Here is a 22212-nt window from a genome sequence, read left to right on the forward strand (position 1 = left end):
GGATTTTTTTGTTTTTCTATCACTATTAAAAAAAAGAAAATTCCATGAAAAAAAAGCCACATTATTATTAAAAATAATGTGGCTTGAATCTAATTTATTTGTTTATTAATGGGCGCCGTTAAAGCCATTCCAGTTAAATTTATTAGTTATTTCTTGTTTGTTTCCATATACATCTATAGTCAGTTTAAATACACCATCACCTGAGTCTGTAATCTTACATTCTTTATCAATAGCATATTGTGATGATGTTGCCTTAAATTCATAATTATTCAACGATGTTTTATTCAAGGTAAAATCATCTGGATAAACTACGTTTTGATTAATTATTCCTTGTGATAGATTCGATGAATTTAACGTTATACTATCTATTTTCGCAGTTAACCTGATTGGATAAAGTAAATTTTTAGTATCACCTTTAAATTCAACTCTAGGTATTACTGTAAAGTGTATCGCGCTTGTTCCCATCGCATCTTGGCAAGATGATGCTGAACTACCACTATCTGTATATAAAAATTGAGAATTAAGATGAATTAAAAATAAATTTGCAGCCGTTTGTGCAGAAATAGATTTAACCGCAATGTTATATTCTTTAGGATAAGATTTATTATTTAAATCAAATGTGATCACTTTTAATTTCAAATTTTGTGGCTTATTAATATAAGATTCACCTGGAGAGAAAATAACAGGAGTAGATATATTGTTTTTAGGGCTATAATTTTGTCTTTCCTCTAATTGAATCAAATTATTTTTTTCATCATACAGCTCAAAGTTAATAGCGTGAGGTGTTTCTGATGAACTCCAATTAACAGTAATTTTATTATCTGAGATGTAAACAGGTTGCCAAGATAAATAGTTAGTATTTGAAGCAATCATCTCTCTACCGGCAGACTTAAATTTTAGTGAATCAATCGTAATATAAGGTGCAGGTTTTACCGTAATATTATAACTATTATGGTTATCATGATAATAAACATCATCTTTAATTGATAATGTGAGTGTGGCTTTTCCGATACCTAAGTGGGTGATCGCACCTTTCGAAGTCACTTCTACAGCACTTGGATTACTACTACTCCAAATAGCATTAATACCAGTAGGCAGTGGAGGAATAGGTGCCTGAGCAGTCAATACGCCACTTGACAATGCATCAACAATTAATGTTTCATCTGAATTTTTAAAATGATAATTTATTGTACCTTTATCTTGTGTGTAATTAATGACTGTACTTGATGATTTAAATTGTTCTGTTGCTTGAGATAATACGGTAATGTTTGTATCACCTGGTTTTATTGGTGTAATTTTTCCTTGTTCATCGACTGTTATTATAGCTTGTTTATAATTGACAAATTGTTTAGGTGGTGGGTTGTTTGTAGCGTCTTTATTGGTATATAAAAGCATCACTTGTTGTGTAATATTATCATTCCAAATTGAGCTTAAATGAGATTCTTTGGCGACTAGTCCGACATCCGCTTTCTCAATCACCAAAGGATAACTACTTTGAGCCGGCTGATATTGAGCATTACCTGCTGTTTGTAGTGTAATAATGACCGTACCTGCTTTTTTCATCGAAATATTACCACTAGTTGTATCAATAGAGGCAATAGCGGGATCGGAACTAGACCACATCAGATTAATGTTCTTTGGTAATCCCGTATAACCTAGTGCGTTGATAGGTGCTGAAGCGTAGGTCTCTTGCTGGATTTGTTTATCAAAAATAATATCTGGTTTAGGGATGGTTACTTTAATAGTCAGTGGTTTTGCAATGGTTAATCCTTCTGCTTCAGCCGTTAAAATAATATCTGTTTTAACATTAGAAGTAAGATTGGTTTGATATTTACCTTTGCCTAATGAAGTTAGCGGATTATCACTAAAATTAGGCTTACCACGGGTTGTTTTTATCGAAACAGTTTTACCATCAATAGTATTACTGTATTTATCCATTAAATGCACAGTGAGTAGGGCACTATCTTTATTATCACCACCGATTGATTGACGGCTACTACTAAAGGTTGATTTATTGGCATCAATATCTGCTGGTTTTACGGTGACATCTTGAATTGGCTTATGATTATTTAAATCAAGATACGCACTCATTTTTAATATACCCGCAACAGAGCTGGTGACTTTGGTTCTTGCGATACCGTGAGTATCTGTATAGGTACTAAAGTCATAGTCATCAGCTAAGCCTTGCAACTTCCATGACACAATAACGTTAGGCAGTATATTGTCATTGGCATCAACAATAGTTGCTTGATAATTAACGCCTTTATCACCAGCAATCATGCTTGCTCTATCGACATTGACAGATTTTACTTGCCAGGTTGTTGCATCAGCACGCAGTTGTAAGGTTTTTTGTTTTTTGAAATCAACACCATTAACTTTAACACTTAATTGTGCCGTACCTGATTTTGTACCTGTTGCTTCAATTTCATAATGGCCCGGAGAAGTTTGTTTAGCAGGACTAAACTGAATAGTTGAGTTATTAGCGATCCCTTCAACTTGCTGATCTGGCAAAATATTACCGCCTTTATCTTTAATCGTTAAAGTGAGTAATGTTTTATCTGTGCCATTAGCAATGATTGTTGCAGGTACTAAATTGATTTCTGAACTGTTCTCATCAACATCATCAGCCACAAAATTGATGTCAGGAGCAGGATAACGACCTGAAATTAATACGGCATTAACTTTAGCAATACCTGCAGGATTACGTGTTAATTCAACTTCAGCAATACCTTTACTGTCTGTAAATGTCAGTGGTTTAGCAAGTAAGCTATCTTTATCGGTTGTCCATGTCACGCTAACACCACTATTAAGCGGATTGTCATTTTTATCGCTAAGATAAGCATGATAAGTAATGGTGTCACCTGCATGAGGTTGTGTGTTACTTATCACAAACTTATCGACTTTGGCTGTCTGGTTATTAGGTAGAACCGTCAATAGTGCAGTTTGTTTAAGTGTCACTGAATTTATTTTGGTACTGATTGTTGTTTGACCTGCTTTCAACGCACTAACTTGAGCTTGATAAACCCCCATTGAAATTTCATTAAATGCCGTTGTAGTTGCGGTTAAATCAGTACTGTAGTTAACGCTGATTTTGTCCTTTAACCCTGTTAATAAATTATCGTATTTATCTTTTAGCGTTAAAGTAATTTGAGAACGGTCCGTTTCAGAAATAATGGTGTTAGGGATAAGTGATAGCTGAGACTTATCGGCAGAAATTACATCAGTGTTAAAGTTTATCAGATGGTCAGCATCAAGGGATTGTTGACTATCTAGCATCGCTGTAACTTGTGCTACGCCCGCTTGTGTACTACTTAAGGTAATTTCTGCAATCCCATTTTTATCTGTTTTGCTGATAGGTAACGAAAGTTTGCCTAATGAGGTTAACCAACCCACAGCAATGCCTTCCATGCTTGGATTGCCTTGTTTATCAACAACTTTTGCGCGAATAATGACTTTATCAGTACCATTGGCGGTGACATCAAAAGGGGCGATAACATTAACCGCATTGATCATGGCATTTTGCTTGTCAGCAATAAAACCAAGGGGCTGAGTTAGCTTAACGTTGTTACCATTATTCACATATTGAACATGAATAAGACTAATACCTTCCTGTTTACCATTGATGGTTGTTTGATAAACGCCAGTATCGATTTCTTTGAGTACGCTAAATTTAATGGTGTTGTTATCACCAGAAAGTGCAATAAATTTATCCTGTCTTGGAACAGGATTACCAAATTTATCTTTTAGAGTAATTGTCCCTGTTGCGAAGGAAGTGCCATTTGCCACGATAGATTGAGGTTCAATCAAAAATGTACTTTGTGGAGTATTCACTTTACCCGCAAGAAAACGAAGGTTTTGTGTGGCACTTTGGCTATTTTCCAGTGTAGCTGTGACCGTTGTAGGTTGTGCTTCAATCCCTTTGATTACAACTTGTACATCACCATTATTATCGGTTTTTGCTATATTCTCACTCAATACATTATGAGTTGAATGCCAGAATACAGATTGTTTTATTAACGGATTATTTTTAGCATCTGTGACATGTGCCATTAAGGTAATCGTATCATTATTATCTGCAATGGCTTCTGTTTTGTTATTGACGGTCGTTAAGGCAATATTGGCACTATTCGGATCGGCAATAGCGGTGAGTGTAACTTGCGCTTTCTCTTTATTTGAAAGCGTGGCAATAATTTCTGTTGCACCCGCTTTTGTGGTTCGAATCTGATTGGTTGTCTGCCCTTGATTATCGGTCACACTCTTTTGTTTATCGAGTGTGGTTGAGGCATTAGATTGCCATTCAACGGTGACGTTAGGTAATTTATTACCAAATTTATCTTTTACTATCGCGGTTATTATCGCTTGCTCTTTATCATTTGCAATCAATTGGGTTTTATTGGACGTTAAGGTAATTAAGCCCTGTTGATTATTGGCAATAAAAGTAATGGGTAATGCGTCGAATGATCCATTACTGATACTTGCAGTAACAATAACCTCTAAGGCTTGAGTGCTAGTCACGGTTGTTTGTGCAACACCTTGCTTATCTGTTGTTGAAATTTCATTAATAGAAACAATGTGTGGATCACGATTAGTAGACCAAATCACTTTTGCATTCGGTAATATATTGTGATTTTTATCTTCAACGACGGCGGTAAATGTTACGGCTGTTTTACCATCAGCAATATAAGGTGGTGCGGATGGTGTTACGGAAATAATTTTACCGTTGGATAGGTCGGCCGTAAAATGCGTGGTCTTTTGTGTCGAAATATTATTGACCTGCGCGATCACAGTGACGGTGCCTGCCATTTTGCTGGTCATGGTGGTTGATGCATTACCTTGATTATCCGTTAATAATTCTGTTTCTTTAAGTTGAGATTGATTATCTGCGGATAATTTAATTTTAGCATTGGGAACAGGATTATTATTTTTATCAATGATATTGAAAGCAATTGTTTTTTCATCTATTCCATTAGCAAATGAACTATTGGGATTAATGGTGAAAGTATTTATTCTTGCTGAGTTAATATCGGCAATAAAATCAACATTAGTTGAATAGGTAATATCTTTAACACTGACATTTATGATGCTTTTACCAATATGCATATTGGTAATTGGAACAATAATTTTACCTTCAGCGTCTGTGTTCGCTTGCGCAATAATCGTTGCACCGTTATCAGCAGTAAAAGAAACGGGATAGTTAGGAATTCTATTAGCATTAATGTCTGTTACGATAACTTGAATTTTATTTTGGCTTTTACCATCGGCTGGTGCGTGATTTTTAATTACGGTTAATCCACCTTTAGCAATAATGGCGGAATGCGTATCAGCCACAAAAGTGATTTTTGCCTGATTAAAGGTGTTATCTCTGAATTTTGGCGTTAATGTCACAATTTCAGGTGTACTTCCAGCCGTGATGGTGACTTGATATTTTCCTGTATCAATTCGACTAAAACTTGAAACCCAACTATTACCAGCAGAAGCATCAGATTGAACATCTAATGAAAGTTCTTTTACATCGATATCAACTGGAAGCTTATCATTATCAAGAATTGATAAAGTCAAATTTTGTGCAGAATGATTGTCGGCAGGTAGTTTTGTTGTTTTTGGCGTAAATTGGCTATTTTGTGTATTAATTGCAGACTGATCGACGGTGATTTTACTCTGTACTGGATCAGAACGATTACCTTGTTCATCAATCGCAACGGCGCTTACTGTGTAGCTGTTTTTTTCAGATGAACCCACAATATGGCGAGGAAGAATGATTGAGTAGCTAAGATTATTATTATGTTGGATCTTACCGCCATTAGCGATTAAGCGACTCGCAGACCATTCAATTTGCTTAACGGGATATTTAGAGCGAATTTGCACACCTAAATCTTTTTCTTCTTTTGCGTAGCCATTAATTGTCGGTGTGATAGACAGGAATACTAAGGTTTTCTTCTGATATTCAAGAACAATATCGTTGTTCCTATTTACGAAATCATAGCGATTTCCTGACATTAAACGCGTTGCACGGACATTATCTGGATTAAGTTGTGAAGAGAGGGACTCTCCAAGGCGATATTGGATATTTACATCAAACTTATTATCACTATTATCATTTAAACTAAAACGACGTTCAGCACCGAAGGTAATTAAAGGCACTGGCGTATAAGTGAGTCCTGCGGTATAAGCGTGAGGATTTTCTTGGCGATTATCTTTGCCAAATAAACCGACTTCTTTTCCGTAATATTGTTCAAAAATAAGCTTTGCGCCTAATTGTGGATAAGCGGGCAGGTAGCCTTCTGTTCTGATATCCCAACCATTAGCTGGACGCGCATTATAATCCATGACATCGTCAGAAGTACGCCAGTTAGATAGACGGTGATAGTGGTTTACACTGAATTTAAAATAGTCTCTCCATATTTCAGCACCAACCCCAAAGCGACTATGATATCGACTTAAATCGTAATCATAAAAAGCATTAAGACCCACCATAAACTTATCAGTAAAATGTCGGTAACCAATACCTTGGTTTAATTGGCTACGAGAATCTTTACGGTGATAACTGGTTTGAGAAAAAACTAAATTCTTTTCACTATCATAGAGTGGGATAAGAAGATCAGCAGAGCTTCCTTCTAAGGTGAATTTTTTATCTGTTGAAAGTGAAACTTGAGCATGACCAAATTGTTTTAACCATTGTTCTATTTGTTGATTGGCTTTGCTTGATATTTGGCTTATTGCATATTGTGTTGCATCAGTATCTTTATTTAACAAAGATGAGTTAGTAACAATAATTTGTGCAAGCTCTTGCTCGTTTGTGGTTGGAATAGAGCTGTCTTGATGGCTATTTAGCCATTTTTTTGTTGGCAAAGGCTCATTAGGTATATTAAGAGTAATACCTTCTTTTATTTTTAATTTACCGACTAAAGAAACATAATCAGGATTAGCCTCAATAAGCCTAAATAATTTTATATTAAATTTTTTCGCAATTGATTCAGGCGTGTCATCTTTTTTAACCTGATAAGTATTTCTTTTTTGTACCAAATTAATAGTTTGTTTTTCTTGGCTATTCTCTTTTGCGAAAACGTTGGCAGGGAGTGTTGCCGAGATAGGAAATGCTAATTGAATAAAGATATTAAACCAAGCAACTTTCTTTGTAATAGAAGAAAGTTGTGGCGTTAGTCCACTTTTAAATTTTGTCATTTTTAAACTCACCGTAACAAATAATGGTGAGATTCTCGTATTTATAGATGTATTAGATATCAGAAAGTGAACGTGAATTAATTAATTTATAGACATATAAAAAATTAAGATCAAAAAAATAAAATTGAGAGTAAAACGAGGGGGGGGATATTTTGTTACAGAATGGCCAATAGAAAATAAATTCTATTGGCCATTTTATTGAAACGTAAAAATTAGATATCAACAAAAATGTCAGGATCAGGGCCTAAACGTTTTTTCTGCTCAAGAACGGTAATTTCAGCTACTTCTTCTTTTTCTAATTTAAAATCAAAAATATGGAAGTTTTCTTCAATACGAGAAGGGGTAACTGATTTCGGAATAACCACAAGTCCACTATCTAAATGCCAGCGTAAAACAATTTGTGCTGGAGTTTTATGATATTTTTCAGCCAATTTTTGAATAATAGGTTGATCAAAGACACCTTCGCCACCTTGTGCTAGTGGGCTCCAGGATTCAGTGACAATATTATGTGTTGTGTTCCATGCTCTTAATGGAGCTTGTTGCATCAAAGGATGAATTTCAATCTGATTAATAACAGGTGTTACACCCGTTTCAGTAATGATCCGTTCCAGATGCTCTTCTTTAAAATTACAGACACCTATGCTTTTTACTAATCCTTCTTTTTGCAAAATAATCATTTGCTTCCAAGCTTCAACATAAAGTTCTCGTGAAGGTACTGGCCAATGCATTAAATAAAGATCAATATAATCAAGTTGCAAACGCTGGAGGCTTTCTAATACGGCACCACGGGCATGAGTCTGATCGTTATTCCATAATTTTGTTGTGATAAAAAGTTCATCACGAGGAACTGTGATCTGTTTTAAGGCTTTACCCACACCTTCTTCATTATGATAAATCGCAGCGGTATCAAAAAGGCGATAGCCTGTATCAAGTGCGTGATGAATAGCTTTAACAACTTGATGATTATCTGCTTTCCAAACACCAAGACCAAGTTGTGGTATGGTATTTCCATCAGATAATTTGATCAGTTTAGGTTTATCCATTTCTATCTCCAGAGTCGCAAAAAGTACTTAGAGTGCCGCTGTATAAATACGTTGACTGACTTCTAAGGTGATATCTTGATGCTCACCCAGTGCAATTTGTCCATGCTCTTCCAACTTTCGCACTAATGCAGGAATATCTTCTTCACCAATTTTGAAATCAGCCAGTCGAGTTCTAAGTCCCATTAATTCAAAGAATTTTCGAGTTTCATTAATCGCAGTTTCAATTTTAAAAGCATCTGAACCTTGGTTTATACCCCAAACTTTTTGTGCATATTGGATTAACTTGCCATATTTAGCCTGACGTTTTTCATTTAATAATGCAGGTAAAACGATGGCGAGAGTTTGTGCATGATCAAGTCCGTGTAAAGCAGTGAGTTCGTGACCTAATGCATGCGTAGCCCAATCTTGAGGAACACCAACACCAAGGATACCATTTAGCGCTTGTGATGCTGTCCACATTATATTAGCACGGATATCATAGTCTGTAGGTGACGTCAGCGCTTTTGGCCCTTGATCAATCAAAATACGTAAAAGGCCTTCTGCATATTCATCTTGTACACGAGCATTCACAGGATAAGTGAGATATTGCTCTAATATATGAATAAAAGCATCAACAACACCGTTGGCAGTTTGTCTTGGTGGTAAAGAATAAGTAGTTGTTGGATCTAAAATAGCGCAGTGAGGGTAAACATGAGGGCTGGCAAAGCTTTGTTTATCCATTGTCTGTTTTTTGCTGATAACAGAGAAGCTGTTGGTTTCTGTTCCTGTTGCTGGAAGTGTTAATACACAGCTTAACGGTATTGCTTTTTCGACCACTTTACCGCGACTGGTTACGATTTCCCAAGGTTCACCATGATAAGGTATCGCAGCTGCAATAAATTTTGTGCCATCAATAACGGAACCGCCACCCACAGCTAATAAATGCGTGATACCGTGATATCTGGCATAAGAAACCGCTTTCATAAGTGTTTCATAAGATGGGTTTGGTTCAATGCCACTAAACTCATGAATTTGATAGCCTGGAAGTGCCGTATAAATCTGGTCTAATACGCCATTGCGCTTAATGCTGCCACCGCCATAAGTCAGTAGAATTCTTTCATTTTTTCCAATTTCAGAACGAAGTTTATCTATTTGTCCTTGACCAAAATGAAGGCGAGTGGGCGAGTAATAAGTAAAGTTTTGCATTTTGTTTCCACCTTAATTCGATGTTCTGAAGTCTGACAATTAATCAGGAGAAAGTTTTCCATTGTGCCTAGACTAGATAGTCTGACATACCTATAACTACAAGGTTGTAGAAATAAGAGATGAATTATTTCTCTTAGTGACTACAGCAATTCAAATTGTAGTTAATTTATAAGGAGTAATATGGAAAGTCATTATTTAACATTAAACCAAGAGCATTGGGATAAACAAGCCGCAATGGAAAATCAGTGGTCTAAGCCTGTGAGTGATGAAGAAATTATCGCTGCAAAGCAAGGTGACTGGAAAGTACATTTAACACCAAGTCCTGTAAAGAACGAATGGTTAGCGGATATTAAAGGTAAAAAAATACTCTGTTTAGCTTCTGCTGGTGGGCAACAAGCGCCTATCTTGGCGGCTGCGGGTGGCATTGTGACCGTGTTTGATTTATCAGAAGGTCAATTAGACAAAGATTGCCAATTGGCACAAAAGCATCAGCTAGATTTGGTAACAGCACAGGGTGATATGGCTGATTTAACCGCATTTGTTGATGAAAGTTTTGATATTATTTTTCACCCTATTTCAAATCTATATGTACCGGATGTAAATCCTGTTTGGCAAGAGTGTTACCGTGTTTTGAAAAAAGGCGGTGTGCTAATGGCGAGCTTTTATAATCCTGTTGTATTTGTTGATGATAGAGATCCGCAATTACGTTCACAGGGATTAATGAGGCCAATTTACCGCTTACCTTATAGCGATCAAGGCTCATTACCTTCGGATATTCTGCAAGAAAAAGTCGCAAGAGGTGATGGACTGGTCTTTGGACACTCTTTGACTGATCTTATTGGCGGGCAATTAAAAGCGGGTTTTTTATTGCAGGATTTTGTAGAAGATTTTGCTCCCCATGCTCGTTTCTTAGTTGATAGTTATATCCCAACGTTTCTTGCGTCAAAAGCCATTAAGCTTTAAAAGCTAGAGCTAGGAAGAATATGATTGTGATTAATATAAATGGGATTTTAGTCAGATATTAATTGATGTGGAGATAAGACAATGAACAACTGAACTTTTATTGCAGTATCAGATAATACATAAAACACGCCATTATTTTTTGATCTAAATAATGGCGTGTTTTTTTAATTACTTACTGCTGGTGCTATTTTTACGATGGCGAATATACATCACAATCGAGCCAATTAAACCTGCACTTAAAAGCAATACCGGTAATGTCATCAAGATATTCATGACAAGTGTTTCATGCTTTTGTACAAATGGAATAAGGTTTAGCACATAACCTAAAGAAACAATAATCCCTACCCATAAGAAGCCACTTAACCAGTTAAATAGTTGAAAGCGACGTTGCTTTAATTCAGATAAACCTGCCAAGGTAGGTAATAATGTACGTACGAATCCAATAAAACGACCCAATAATAGCGCATATAAACCTTGGCGATGGAAGAGATCATTTGCCTTATGGTGATATTGCTCTGGTAATTGAGCCATCCAACGTTTAACTACCTTCGTATCACTTAGCCAGCGACCTTGTAAAAAGCCGAGCCAACTCCCAATACTAGCGGCAGTGCCTAATATAATGATAGTCGGGAAAAAGTGTAAAACACCTTTTGCAATTAAGGCACCGCAAAGAATAAGCAGTGTATCTCCTGGTAAAAATGCGGCGGGTAATACCCCGTTTTCCAGCATAATAATAACAAAAAGAACAATATAGATAACCCACAGCACATTAGGATTAGCCAACACCATATAATCGTGTTGCATGAGTGCGTGAATTATCTCTTTTAATGTACCCATCAGCGAACTCGCATTAAAAAAGGACTTTATGTTCGCTATTCTAACGCAAAATAAAGAGAACAGTTTGATTTAATCCCTGTGGAGCCACAGGGATAGATTTTTTTTAATAAAAAATTCATTCTTTATTAAGAAATACGTAAAAACGCCTGCTCTAGATCTTCAATAAGGTCATCTACATTTTCTAATCCAATATGAATGCGAAATAGTGTTCCGGTAAATGTTGGCTGAGTTTCATATTGGCGCATCGCTTTAATATCATTAGGTTGATAACCTAAAATTAAAGATTCAAATCCTCCCCATGAAAATGCCATCTTAAATAATGAAAAGTTATCTAAGAAATGCGCAAATTCTTCAGGTGTTAAGATTTTCTTTAAACTAAAAGAAAATAAGCCGTTACTACCTGAGAAATCACGTTGAAAATATTCATGTCCTAGACAAGAAGCTAATGCAGGGTGATAAACATTATCAACTAAAGGATGTTGTTTTAACCAGCGAGCGACTTCTAATGCACTTTGTTCGTGTTGCTTCATTCTTACAGGCAGTGTTCTTAATCCTCTTGCTGTCATATAAGCCGTATCAGGATCAACACATTGACCTAATAAATAGGTATTCTCTCGTAACTGCTCCCAACAGCGTTCATTAGCCACAGCAAAACCCAGCATGCCATCAGAGTGACCATTAATATATTTTGTGGCAGATTGAATTGAAATGTCGACACCTAATGTCAGTGGTTTAAGCAGTAGTCCTGCCGCCCAAGTGTTATCAATCATAATAATGATTTCAGGGTTATATTGGCGAACTGAATTGACTATTCCTTGTAGGTCGTGAATTTCCATCGTGATTGATCCTGGAGATTCAAGAAAAACAATTTTTGTTTCAGGACGTAGCAATTGGCTGATCTCTTTGCCGATTAAAGGATCAAAGTAGGTCGTTGTGACTGAGAATTTACGTAAGATCTGATCACAAAAATTTTGTGTTGGATCGTAGGCAGAACCTGTAACAAGAATATGAGAGCCTTGCTCAACAAATGCGAGTATAGATTGCGTAATCGCCGCTGCACCTGAAGGAAATAGTGCGCAGCCAGCACCTTGCTCTAATTCAGTTAATGCTTCTTGTAAGGCAAAATGGGTAGTTGTGCCTCGGCGACCATAAAAAAGCGTACCTTTAGCCCGTTTTTTTGTTGCTTCACGTTTTTGTGCAACGGAATCAAAAATAACAGATGATGTTCGTTGTATAATTGGGTTTACTGCGCCTTGAGAATATTTTTTAGCTCGACCAGAAAGGAGGAGTGAGGTTTCTTGTTTTTTTAGCGTCATCCTTAATACCTTCTTTTAATTGATGGTGTGTTTACCCCCAAGTTAATTCATTTTTTGGATAAGTACAAAAGGCTTACAGGGTAGTTGATAAAATTTCACGTTACGTGAAATAACGATAATTTGTCTTAAAAATCGACAAATGAAAAAAAAATAGCCAAATAGTAATGATAATTACTATCAAAATGCTTCATGTTTGATATCATTTGAGCGTTTTCTCTTTCCTGATGGCAAACAGGATGATTGTAAGCGAACGATTTTGGGTAAGTAGTGGCGCAACGATGCCATTACTGAATAAATAAATAGATAAAAAAGAGAGTAAAAGGCCAACTGATGCGTAATTTGACAGCTTCTATTCTATTGGCAATCGGTCTGACAGGCTCTGCTTTTGCGGATACGACTCCTGCCACACCAACTGAACAGCCAACTACTGCTGCCGTTTCTTCAACAGCTTCTACACAGGGAACAGCCACACCAGCAACTGCTACTTCTACTACAGTCTCAACAGCGGGTAATGAAGTGAAAGCTGTAGGCACTGAAACTGCTAAGCCAGAAGGTGAAAATACACCTGTAACAACGGCTGATAATTCAGAAAATGTCCCTTTAGCGACAGAAAATGCATCATCAGAGGTACAACCTGAAATGGTTGCTGGTGGTGGATTTGCTGAAGATTTATCTGTAATGGGTATGTACCGTAATGCAGACTTAGTCGTTAAGAGTGTCATGATTGGCTTACTGTTAGCCTCTATTGTCACTTGGGCACTATTTTTCGCGAAAGGAAGCTACTTGATTTCACTGCGTCGTCGCTTAAGAAATGAGACTGCTCAGTTAGTTGAAGCTAAATCACTTAATGATGCGTTAGCGATTAGCAAGAAATTTGGTCATAAAAGTGCAACCGCTGATTTTTTTAATGATGCAGAATTAGAGCGTACTTACTCTCAAGAAAGTAAAGTGGCTTCAGGTATTAAAGAGCGTGTTGAAATGCGGATGGAACGTCGCGTTGCAGCCATTATCCGTGAATTAGGTCGCGGTAATGGTTACTTAGCCACAATTGGTGCAATTTCTCCTTTTATCGGTCTTTTCGGTACAGTTTGGGGGATCATGAATAGCTTTATCGGTATTGCTCATTCTCAAACGACAAACCTTGCCGTTGTTGCTCCAGGTATTGCCGAAGCGCTATTAGCAACTGCAATTGGTCTGATTGCGGCAATTCCAGCGGTTATTATCTATAACATTTTTGCTCGTATGATAGCGGGTTATCGTGGTGAAATTGGTGATATCGCAACAGGTGTGGTGACATTAGTCAGCCGTGATTTAGATATCGAAAACAGCAAAGCAAGGTAATGAATTATGGCAATGCGTCTTGGTGATGATTCAGGTGATGATAATGAATTGCATGATATCAATGTGACGCCTTTTATTGATGTCATGTTGGTTCTGCTCATTATCTTTATGGTGGCGGCACCTTTAGCTACTGTTGATATAAAAGTAAATTTACCCGCTTCAAGTGCAAAACCACAACCTCGCCCTGAAAAGCCTGTTTATTTAACAATTAAGTCAGATAAACAAATTTTCATTGGTGAAGAGATGGTCACTCATGAAACGATGGCGAATGTGTTAGATACCATGACACAAGCAAACAAAGAGACAACAATCTTTTTCCAAGCGGATAAAACGGTTGATTACGAAACATTAATGTCGGCCATGGATTCGCTAAGAAAAGCGGGTTATCTCAAAGTTGGACTCGTGGGAATGGAAACGGTCTCTACAGGCGGTTAAAATTTAGCAAATAAGCTATTTATCTAAGTATTATTACGCTATTTTAAAAGCACTTTATTTGTCGTTGTAAAATGATGAATAAAGTGCTTTTTTATTGTATGGAAGAAACAGAGTTTATATTTTTACCATTTTTAGTGGTTATCAATATTATTAATAAAATTGAGTTAGAATAAAATTTAACTTTAGTATTAAATAATATTAATTATAGATAGATTAAGTTACGGAATAAATAATTAACTAAGTTTATTGAGTAATAGTTGGCTGAATCAATTAATGCTAAGTAGATACTATTATTTGAACTCTCTTAACATTAATATTCATTAACTCTCCATTTTTTTTCATTTTTAGATTTGTTGAAATCAACTTTTTAAAGTTAAGTTTTTCTATAACCTTGTGATTTATAATGTCTTTATGTAAGTTTCATTTAAGTGTAAAAAAACTTGCGCAAAAAATCTTATTGGATATAATGCATTCACGTTACAAATTGAAATATTCTGTAACGTGTTAAAACGCCTAATTTATTTATTATCTAAGTTATCCGTATTTGGGTACTTATTTTTTTATTGCACCAGGTAGACCGTTGTTTTCAGTCATTCCAATTTCAGGTAAGTAGATTTTATTTACTTATTCAAATCACTTCTTATCCTTGATAAGCAGTGAGTAAAATAAAGCGTGAAAGGCAGAGAACTACACATAGCATTTTATTATTTTAATAAATTTAGAAGCCATAACATTTCGGTGTTATGGCTTTTTTATTTTGATTGTTATATCCGGTATTCTTATTATTTTATCGTTCCTATCGTTCCTATCGTTCCTAAATCAAGATCTTCAGAGTCTGTGCTTTGTTGTGTACCATTTTTGTGCTTACTCCCACTTTATTGCTTACTATCAGTGGGGGCTTTGTCTGATTAAAAAACACAAATAGTTAACAAAGCATTTTTCAAATTTTTAGATTTCTGACCACTTCTTTTATCTATTCTCACAAAAAAAAGAAATAGGCTCTATTTGGGGACTATTTATCGATAAATTGTATTTTTTTTATCCACAAAAACAACAGGGATTTAACATTAAATTTTATTTACGTTAATTTCGTTATAAATTCGATATGTTATAAAATAACCTAATGAAATTATTGCCATTATGTACTGATTAGTAATTATTAATGATCTTAGTTTTTGATTGTTGTCACATATCAATATGTATTTAATTTTATAGCGGTTTTATACTAAGGGAACTTCTTATTCCAAAAACGAATATACTTATAACTATATGAAAAATGATAAGAAAAATAGGTTGTTTTTTGGTTATAAAATAAACACTATCATGACGATTAAAAATTAATAACAAAAGAAGAGTTGCTAAATGAGTAATGAAAATAAGCTGAAATTAAATATATTAATGTAATCATTTCTTGTTTATGAAATGCAATTTTTAACATTATTTGTGATGTAATATAAAGGTTGATAATATGAAAAAAAGAGTCATCATTATAATTAAAAAATATATTAGAACTTATTTTTAATAATTTTAATTAGAAATTAGAAATAATGAATTATTAATTTTGTATTATTTTAAATATATTGTCTTATAATTTGTTTGTTTTTTATTCCTTTTGTAAGGTATTGATTTATATTAGTTTAAAATATATCTTTTGTCACACCATCAGGATAATGATAATTATTTCTATTTGCCTTATCATTGTTAAATAGGGTTTTAATAAATTTAAAATGACGAAATATATAAAAAATAGGCATTAAACCTTATATTGCTGAAACGTTTTTACTCACATAAAAGAATAATTTATTTTTTAATGAATTATCGCTTGATAATGATCAAGTCATTATTGTGTCGGAGTGTTAAAAAGGCGGTGTTTTAAAATTATTCCAATTAAAAATCATCATATCAGGAGAGATATATGGCCTTGGGGAATAATGTTTTTTCCCATCATGGTATTAACCGACGCGATTTTATGAAATTGTGTGCTGCGCTGTCAGCTACCATGGGATTAAGCGGCAAAGCTGCCGCAGAAATGTCTGAAGCAATGGCATCACCTGAACGTCCACCCGTTATCTGGATTGGTGCTCAGGAGTGTACAGGGTGTACGGAGTCTTTATTACGAGCAACTCACCCGACTCTGGAAAACCTCGTTCTTGATGTTATCGCACTCGAATATCACGAAGTGCTTTCTGCAGCTTTTGGTGATCAAGCTGAAGAAAATAAACACAATGCGATGGAGAAATATAAAGGTAAGTACGTCCTCGTTGTTGACGGTTCAATCCCAGACAAAGATGGCGGTGTTTACTGTATGGTTGCAGGTAAACCAATTCTTGAGCATATCAAAGAAGCCGCTGAAGGGGCTGCTGCGATTATTGCGATTGGTTCATGTTCTGCATGGGGCGGTGTACCTGCTACTGGGGGTAACCCAACTGGCGCTAAATCACTGGAAGCTATTTTACCGGGTAAAACCGTTATCAATATTCCAGGATGTCCACCAAACCCACATAACTTCTTAGCAACTGTTGCACATATTATTACTTTCAACAAATTGCCTAAGTTAGATAGCAAAAACAGACCGCTTTTTGCTTATGAGCGTTTAATTCACGAAAACTGTGAACGTCGTCCTCATTTCGATGCGGGTCGTTTTGCTAAAGAATTTGGTGATGAAGGTCATCGTCAAGGCTGGTGTTTATACCATTTAGGCTGTAAAGGCCCTGAAACTTATGGTAACTGCCCAACATTAGAATTCTGCGATGTCGGTGGTGGGATCTGGCCTGTCGGTATCGGTCACCCTTGCTATGGTTGTAACGAAGAAGGTATTGGCTTTACTAAAGGTATTTTCCAATTAGCGAACGTTTACCAGCCAACACCAAAAGCACAAGTACCTGATGTTAATGCAAAAGAAGGTGGTGGTGTTTCTTATGGTGCTGCTGGCTTACTGGGTGCTGTCGTGGGTGCAGTTGCGGGTGTCAGTGTGATGGCTGTGCGTCAACTAGGCCGTGACAAGAATGCCACAGGAGCCTCACAGGAGGATAAACGGTGAATAGGCGTCATTTCTTTAAGCTGGCATCAGGTGGGGTTCTCCTTGCGGGAATGGCACCCACTGCGAGTCATGCTGCGGCGCAGAACCGTCCCCCAATTCCTGGGTCTCTCGGTATGCTCTACGACTCTACACTGTGTGTAGGCTGTCAAGCATGTGTCACAAAATGTCAGGAAATTAATCACCCGGAGCCAATGGAGCGTGGTGATACTTACGCTAATGGTGATCCGATTTGGTCAAACAATGACAAATTAAGTCCTTACACAAATAACATTATTCAAATTTGGCGTGATGGTACTGGTGAAAATAAAGACCAACTGGAAAACGGTTATGCCTTTATTAAGAAACAATGTATGCATTGTGTTGATGCAAACTGCGTTTCTGTTTGTCCTGTTTCTGCGTTAACCAAAGATCCAAAAACCGGTATTGTTCATTATCACGCGGATATCTGTACAGGTTGTCGTTACTGTATGGTGGGATGCCCTTATAACATTCCAAAATACGATTATGATGATCCATTTGGTAAGCTCTATAAATGTGAGCTTTGTAACCAAAAAGGTGTTGAGCGTTTAGATAAAGGCTTATTACCAGGCTGTGTTGAAGTTTGCCCTACTGGTGCAGTTATTTTCGGTACACGCGAAGAGTTGCTGGAAGAAGCAAAACGTCGTTTAGCGAAAAAAGCGGGTGAAGAATATCATTACCCACGACAAACCATTAGTGGTGGCGATACTTATCTACATAAAATTCCTGAATATCAAGATCATATCTATGGTGAGTTTGAAGGTGGCGGTACGCAAGTCATGGTACTTTCTGCGGTTCCTTTCGACAATTTAGGAATGCCAGAAGTGGCACCATTATCAACGGGTGCGCGTTCTGAACATATTCAACATACGCTTTATAAAGGCATGGTATTACCAATAGCAGCCCTTGCAGGGATCACCTATTTGGTTAACCGTAATAGTAAAAAACAAGAGCAGGAACACCACAAGGAGGATAACGATGTCGAGTCATGATCCTCGTCCACTTGGCGGTAAGTTATTTACTCTAGCAGTAAGAGTATTTTTACCGCTTGCTGTGCTCGGTTTTATTCTTATTGGTAAGCGTTTGGTATTAGGTCTGGGCGATGTCTCTGACCTGAATGGGGGATATCCTTGGGGTATTTGGATTGCCTTTGACTTATTGATAGGGACAGGCTTTGCATGTGGTGGTTGGGCACTTGCATGGGCTGTTTATGTCTTTAATAAAGGGGAATTTCACCCATTAGTGCGTCCTGCATTGTTAGCGAGCTTGTTCGGCTATTCATTAGGTGGTTTATCCATCGCTATTGATATTGGTCGTTATTGGAACATGCCTCACTTCTTTATGCCGCAATACTTTAACGTTAACTCAGTGTTGTTTGAAACAGCGACCTGTATGACCATCTATATTATGGTGATGGCATTAGAATTCTTACCTGCGCTATTAGAACGTTTAGGTTGGAAAGTGTCGTTGAAACGTCTTAATAAAGCGATGTTCTTTATTATTGGTCTTGGTGCTTTACTGCCAACCATGCACCAATCCTCAATGGGATCATTAATGATTTCAGCGGGTTGGAAAGTACATCCACTGTGGCAATCTTATGAGATGTTACCGCTGTTTTCTCTGTTAACTGCTTTCCTCCTCGGTTTTACTATCGTTATTTTTGAAGGCTCTTTGCTAAAAGCAAGTCGCACCATGAATGATGATGAAACACCACTGTTTACCAAGTTAACACGCGTGATTGAAGTGTTATTGATTGCGTTCTTGGTATGCCGTTGGGGCGAGGTTATTTGGAACGGTAAACTGAGTTATATCGGAAATGGAGATATGTTCTCGTGGTTATTCATTGCTGAAACTGCATTGTTATTGCTTCCTCTTATTTTGATGCATTTAAATAATAACCGCCGTAGTCCAAAAATGCTGTTTGTTTGTGCTGTATTTATCTTAATTGGCGCAGCAATGTGGCGTATGAACTACTCTTTAGTTGCTTACAATCCTGGCAATGGTTACCACTATTTCCCAACAGCAAGCGAATTGCTGATTTCTATTGGTTTCGTTGCATTTGAAGTAACTGCTTACATTCTTATTATCCGTTTATTGCCGGTTTTACCTGCACAAACAGATTCAAATATACAATTAAAAAAGGCTGAGGTTAAATCATGAGCCAACGCATTACTATTGATCCTATTACCCGTATTGAAGGGCATTTACGCGTCGATTGTGAAATTGATAACGGAAAAGTTGTTAAGGCTTGGTCTTCCGGTACCATGTGGCGCGGAATGGAGGAGATCCTAAAAGGAAGCGATCCTCGTGATGCATGGATTATCGTGCAACGTATCTGTGGTGTTTGTACGACAGTTCACGCAATTGCCTCAGTACGTGCTGTTGAAGATGCCTTAGGTATGGATATTCCTGTCAATGCGCAGTATATCCGTAACATTATTTTGGCTTCGCATATTCTTCATGACCATATCGTCCACTTCTATCAGCTTTCTGCGATGGACTGGGTTGATATTACTTCAGCGTTACAAGCCGATCCTGAAAAAGCGTCAGCGATGCTAAAAGGCGTTTCTCAGTGGCAATTAAACTCTGCTGAAGAGTTCAGAAAGGTTCAGAAAAAAATTCAAGGTCTGGTTGACAGCGGTCAGTTAGGTATTTTCGCTAATGGCTACTGGGGGCATTCAGCCATGAAATTACCACCAGAAGTTAACTTGATTGCTGTTGCTCACTATCTGCAAGCACTTGAATGTCAGCGTGATGCCAACCGTATCGTTGCGGTTCTTGGTGGTAAAACACCACATATTCAAAACTTGGCAGTAGGTGGTGTGGCTAACCCGATTAACCTTGATGCACCAAGTGTTCTTAACTTAGAACGTCTAATGTATGTGAAGCACTTTATCGATAATCTTGGCGATTTTATTGAACAAGTTTATAAAGTCGATACTGCTATTTTTGCTGCTTATTACCCTGAATGGCTAAAAATTGGTAAAGGTGCGAACTACTATTTATCTGTACCTGAATTACCTATTAACGGTAATAACACTGAGTTTTTATTGTCTGGTGGTTATATGGAAGGCGTTGATTTCTCAACGTATCGTCCAATTAAAGACTGGAAAGATGAAAACCTGAAAGACGGTATCGAAGAAAGTGGTAAACACGCATGGTATGAAGATGATGAACCATTAAAACCGTGGGAAGGTTTGACTCGTCCTAAATATACAGGTTGGGATGAGAACGAAAAATACTCATGGGTTAAATCACCTACATTCTATGGCAAACCTGTCGAAGTGGGTACGTTAGCATGGTTAGTATGTGGTTTAGCAGGTAAGCATGAAGGGACTGTTAAACACTATAACGAAATCAATGGGATATACACTAAATTAACGGGTGAAAAGCTGGTTAATGAGCAGTTAGAGTCAACTTGGGGACGCATAATTGGACGTACTGTTCATGCGTGTGTGTTACAAGATTCTCTAAACTTCTTGTGGCAATCACTGGTTGATAATATTGGTCGTGGCGATACAGCTGCCTTTATTAAACCAGAGTTTGAACCAGGTAAAGAGTATCGTGGTGTCGGTTTTGAAGAAGCCTCTCGCGGTATGTTATCTCACTGGATCGTGTTTAAAGACGGTAAAATCACTAACTATCAGGCAGTTGTTCCATCAACATGGAATGCGGGTCCTCGTAACTTTAATGATGAACCGGGTCCTTATGAGTTATCACTTGTTGGTACACCTGTTGCTGATCCGAAAAAACCATTAGAAGTGGTAAGAACAATCCATTCCTTTGACCCATGTATGGCGTGTGCTGTGCATATGGTTGATTTAACAGGTAAAGAATTAAGTAAGGTGAAGGTATTATAATGCGAACTCTCGTCTTAGGTATTGGTAATTTATTACTAAGCGATGAAGGCATTGGTGTTCGTATAGTAGAAGCGCTCGAAGAGCGCTTCTCTTTACCAGAGAACGTCGATGTTATTGATGGTGGCACATCAGGTATGGAAATTTTGCAAGATATCGCTGCAAGAGACCTCCTGATTGTTGCCGATGCGGTAAGAAGTAATCATGAACCGGGCAGTATTTTTGTGTTACATGATGATGATGTTCCGGCACTTTTTACACAGAAGATCTCGCCTCATCAGCTAGGTTTATCTGATGTATTAATGGCACTGCGTATGACAGATGAATTTCCACGTAAATTAATTTTAGTGGGAATTGAACCTGCATCGTTAGAGCCAAGCATGTCGCTGTCTGACATTGGTGAGAAATCAATGGAAATTGCACTAGAACATGTGGTGAATATTTTGCGTGAATATGGCATTTCTGTCACACCTAAAGAGGTAACAGCATGAGTGAATTAAGCTGGGATATCATAGGATATGATGAACCGCCTGTTGAGCAACTTGAAACACGTTTTAGTGAAATCGCTGAAAAAGAGATGAAAGGGCTTCCTTTTTATCGCGAAGGTGTTCCTGTAAAAGCAGGTGGATTTACTTTATTTGAAAATCAGTGGATTGGTGCTGTTCTTACGCCTTGGATGCTAGAACTGGTTGTCTTCCCTGGGCCTTCACAAGAATGGCCACATCGAAAAGTCGGTGATCGCATAGGGTTAGAATTACCTTGTGGTCAGATTAAATTCGTTGTGGGTGAGCTTGCGGGTGGTATGCAGTATCTTGCTTGTTCATTAATGTCGCCACTTGATAGACATTTAGCAGCGGAACATGCTGTTGAGTTGGTTGAAAATAGTGTAAAAATGGCTCTTTCTCTTCCTGTTCAGACACAATCCGTAGCAGAAGTTGATTTAAGTCGTCGTTCTCTCTTCCGTGGTCAGTTAAGATCATAGTGTAGAAATTTTA

The 22212-nt window shown here is 37.1% G+C and carries 14 protein-coding genes; 9 read left to right on the forward strand and 5 right to left on the reverse strand.

Going from position 1 to position 22212, the window contains the following annotated elements; genetic code table 11:
- Positions 1-105: 105 nt before the first annotated feature.
- From GTH25_RS02945 to GTH25_RS02955, 3 genes are all read right to left on the reverse strand, one after another.
- The gene (locus GTH25_RS02945; RefSeq protein WP_164530320.1) at positions 106-7182 is read right to left on the reverse strand and encodes an Ig-like domain-containing protein; all 7077 of its coding nucleotides are present in this window, start codon (positions 7180-7182) and stop codon (positions 106-108) included.
- A gap of 212 nt (positions 7183-7394) precedes the next feature.
- The gene (dkgA, locus tag GTH25_RS02950) at positions 7395-8225 is read right to left on the reverse strand and encodes a 2,5-didehydrogluconate reductase DkgA (RefSeq protein WP_075673717.1); all 831 of its coding nucleotides are present in this window, start codon (positions 8223-8225) and stop codon (positions 7395-7397) included.
- A gap of 27 nt (positions 8226-8252) precedes the next feature.
- Complete coding sequence (locus GTH25_RS02955) at positions 8253-9410, reverse strand: iron-containing alcohol dehydrogenase (protein WP_075673718.1); 1158 nt, start codon at positions 9408-9410, stop codon at positions 8253-8255.
- 180 nt (positions 9411-9590) lie between these two features.
- On the opposite strand from GTH25_RS02955, the gene GTH25_RS02960 reads away from it, so the two are divergent.
- The gene (locus GTH25_RS02960) at positions 9591-10373 is read left to right on the forward strand and encodes a class I SAM-dependent methyltransferase (RefSeq protein WP_075673719.1); all 783 of its coding nucleotides are present in this window, start codon (positions 9591-9593) and stop codon (positions 10371-10373) included.
- A gap of 168 nt (positions 10374-10541) precedes the next feature.
- Here GTH25_RS02960 and GTH25_RS02965 read toward each other — a convergent pair whose 3' ends face one another.
- Positions 10542-11210: a DedA family protein gene (locus GTH25_RS02965; protein WP_075673720.1), complete on the reverse strand. Its 669-nt coding sequence runs from the start codon at positions 11208-11210 to the stop codon at positions 10542-10544.
- A gap of 125 nt (positions 11211-11335) precedes the next feature.
- Positions 11336-12526 (reverse strand): cystathionine beta-lyase, encoded by a 1191-nt coding sequence (metC, locus tag GTH25_RS02970; protein WP_099659986.1) that lies wholly within the window; start codon positions 12524-12526, stop codon positions 11336-11338.
- Between the two features lie 330 nt (positions 12527-12856).
- Between metC and exbB the strand changes: the two genes are divergently transcribed.
- The 8 genes from exbB (at position 12857) to hybE (ending at position 22199) form a co-directional block, all read left to right on the forward strand.
- Positions 12857-13867 (forward strand): tonB-system energizer ExbB, encoded by a 1011-nt coding sequence (gene exbB, locus GTH25_RS02975; protein ID WP_156733034.1) that lies wholly within the window; start codon positions 12857-12859, stop codon positions 13865-13867.
- Between the two features lie 6 nt (positions 13868-13873).
- Complete coding sequence (gene exbD / locus GTH25_RS02980) at positions 13874-14302, forward strand: TonB system transport protein ExbD (protein WP_075674386.1); 429 nt, start codon at positions 13874-13876, stop codon at positions 14300-14302.
- A 1915-nt stretch (positions 14303-16217) separates the two neighbouring features.
- A complete protein-coding gene (hybO, locus tag GTH25_RS02985) occupies positions 16218-17342 on the forward strand; it encodes a hydrogenase 2 small subunit (RefSeq protein ID WP_075674248.1) in 1125 nt (374 codons plus the stop codon).
- A complete protein-coding gene (gene hybA, locus GTH25_RS02990) occupies positions 17339-18352 on the forward strand; it encodes a hydrogenase 2 operon protein HybA (protein ID WP_036911746.1) in 1014 nt (337 codons plus the stop codon). The genes hybO and hybA overlap by 4 nt, the downstream gene beginning before the upstream one ends.
- On the forward strand, positions 18339-19520 hold the full coding sequence (gene hybB, locus GTH25_RS02995; protein WP_075674247.1) for a Ni/Fe-hydrogenase cytochrome b subunit: 1182 nt from the start codon (positions 18339-18341) through the stop codon (positions 19518-19520). Before hybA ends, hybB begins: the two co-directional genes overlap by 14 nt.
- Positions 19517-21220 carry a hydrogenase 2 large subunit gene (hybC, locus tag GTH25_RS03000; protein WP_075674246.1) on the forward strand — a complete coding sequence of 568 codons (1704 nt, stop codon included), beginning with the start codon at positions 19517-19519 and terminating at the stop codon, positions 21218-21220. The genes hybB and hybC overlap by 4 nt, the downstream gene beginning before the upstream one ends.
- On the forward strand, positions 21220-21708 hold the full coding sequence (locus GTH25_RS03005) for a HyaD/HybD family hydrogenase maturation endopeptidase (RefSeq protein ID WP_006535184.1): 489 nt from the start codon (positions 21220-21222) through the stop codon (positions 21706-21708). The genes hybC and GTH25_RS03005 overlap by 1 nt, the downstream gene beginning before the upstream one ends.
- The gene (hybE, locus tag GTH25_RS03010) at positions 21705-22199 is read left to right on the forward strand and encodes a hydrogenase-2 assembly chaperone (RefSeq protein WP_075674245.1); all 495 of its coding nucleotides are present in this window, start codon (positions 21705-21707) and stop codon (positions 22197-22199) included. Before GTH25_RS03005 ends, hybE begins: the two co-directional genes overlap by 4 nt.
- Positions 22200-22212 lie beyond the last annotated feature (13 nt).

The organism is Proteus terrae subsp. cibarius, from assembly GCF_011045835.1.
Classification (GTDB): domain Bacteria; phylum Pseudomonadota; class Gammaproteobacteria; order Enterobacterales; family Enterobacteriaceae; genus Proteus; species Proteus cibarius.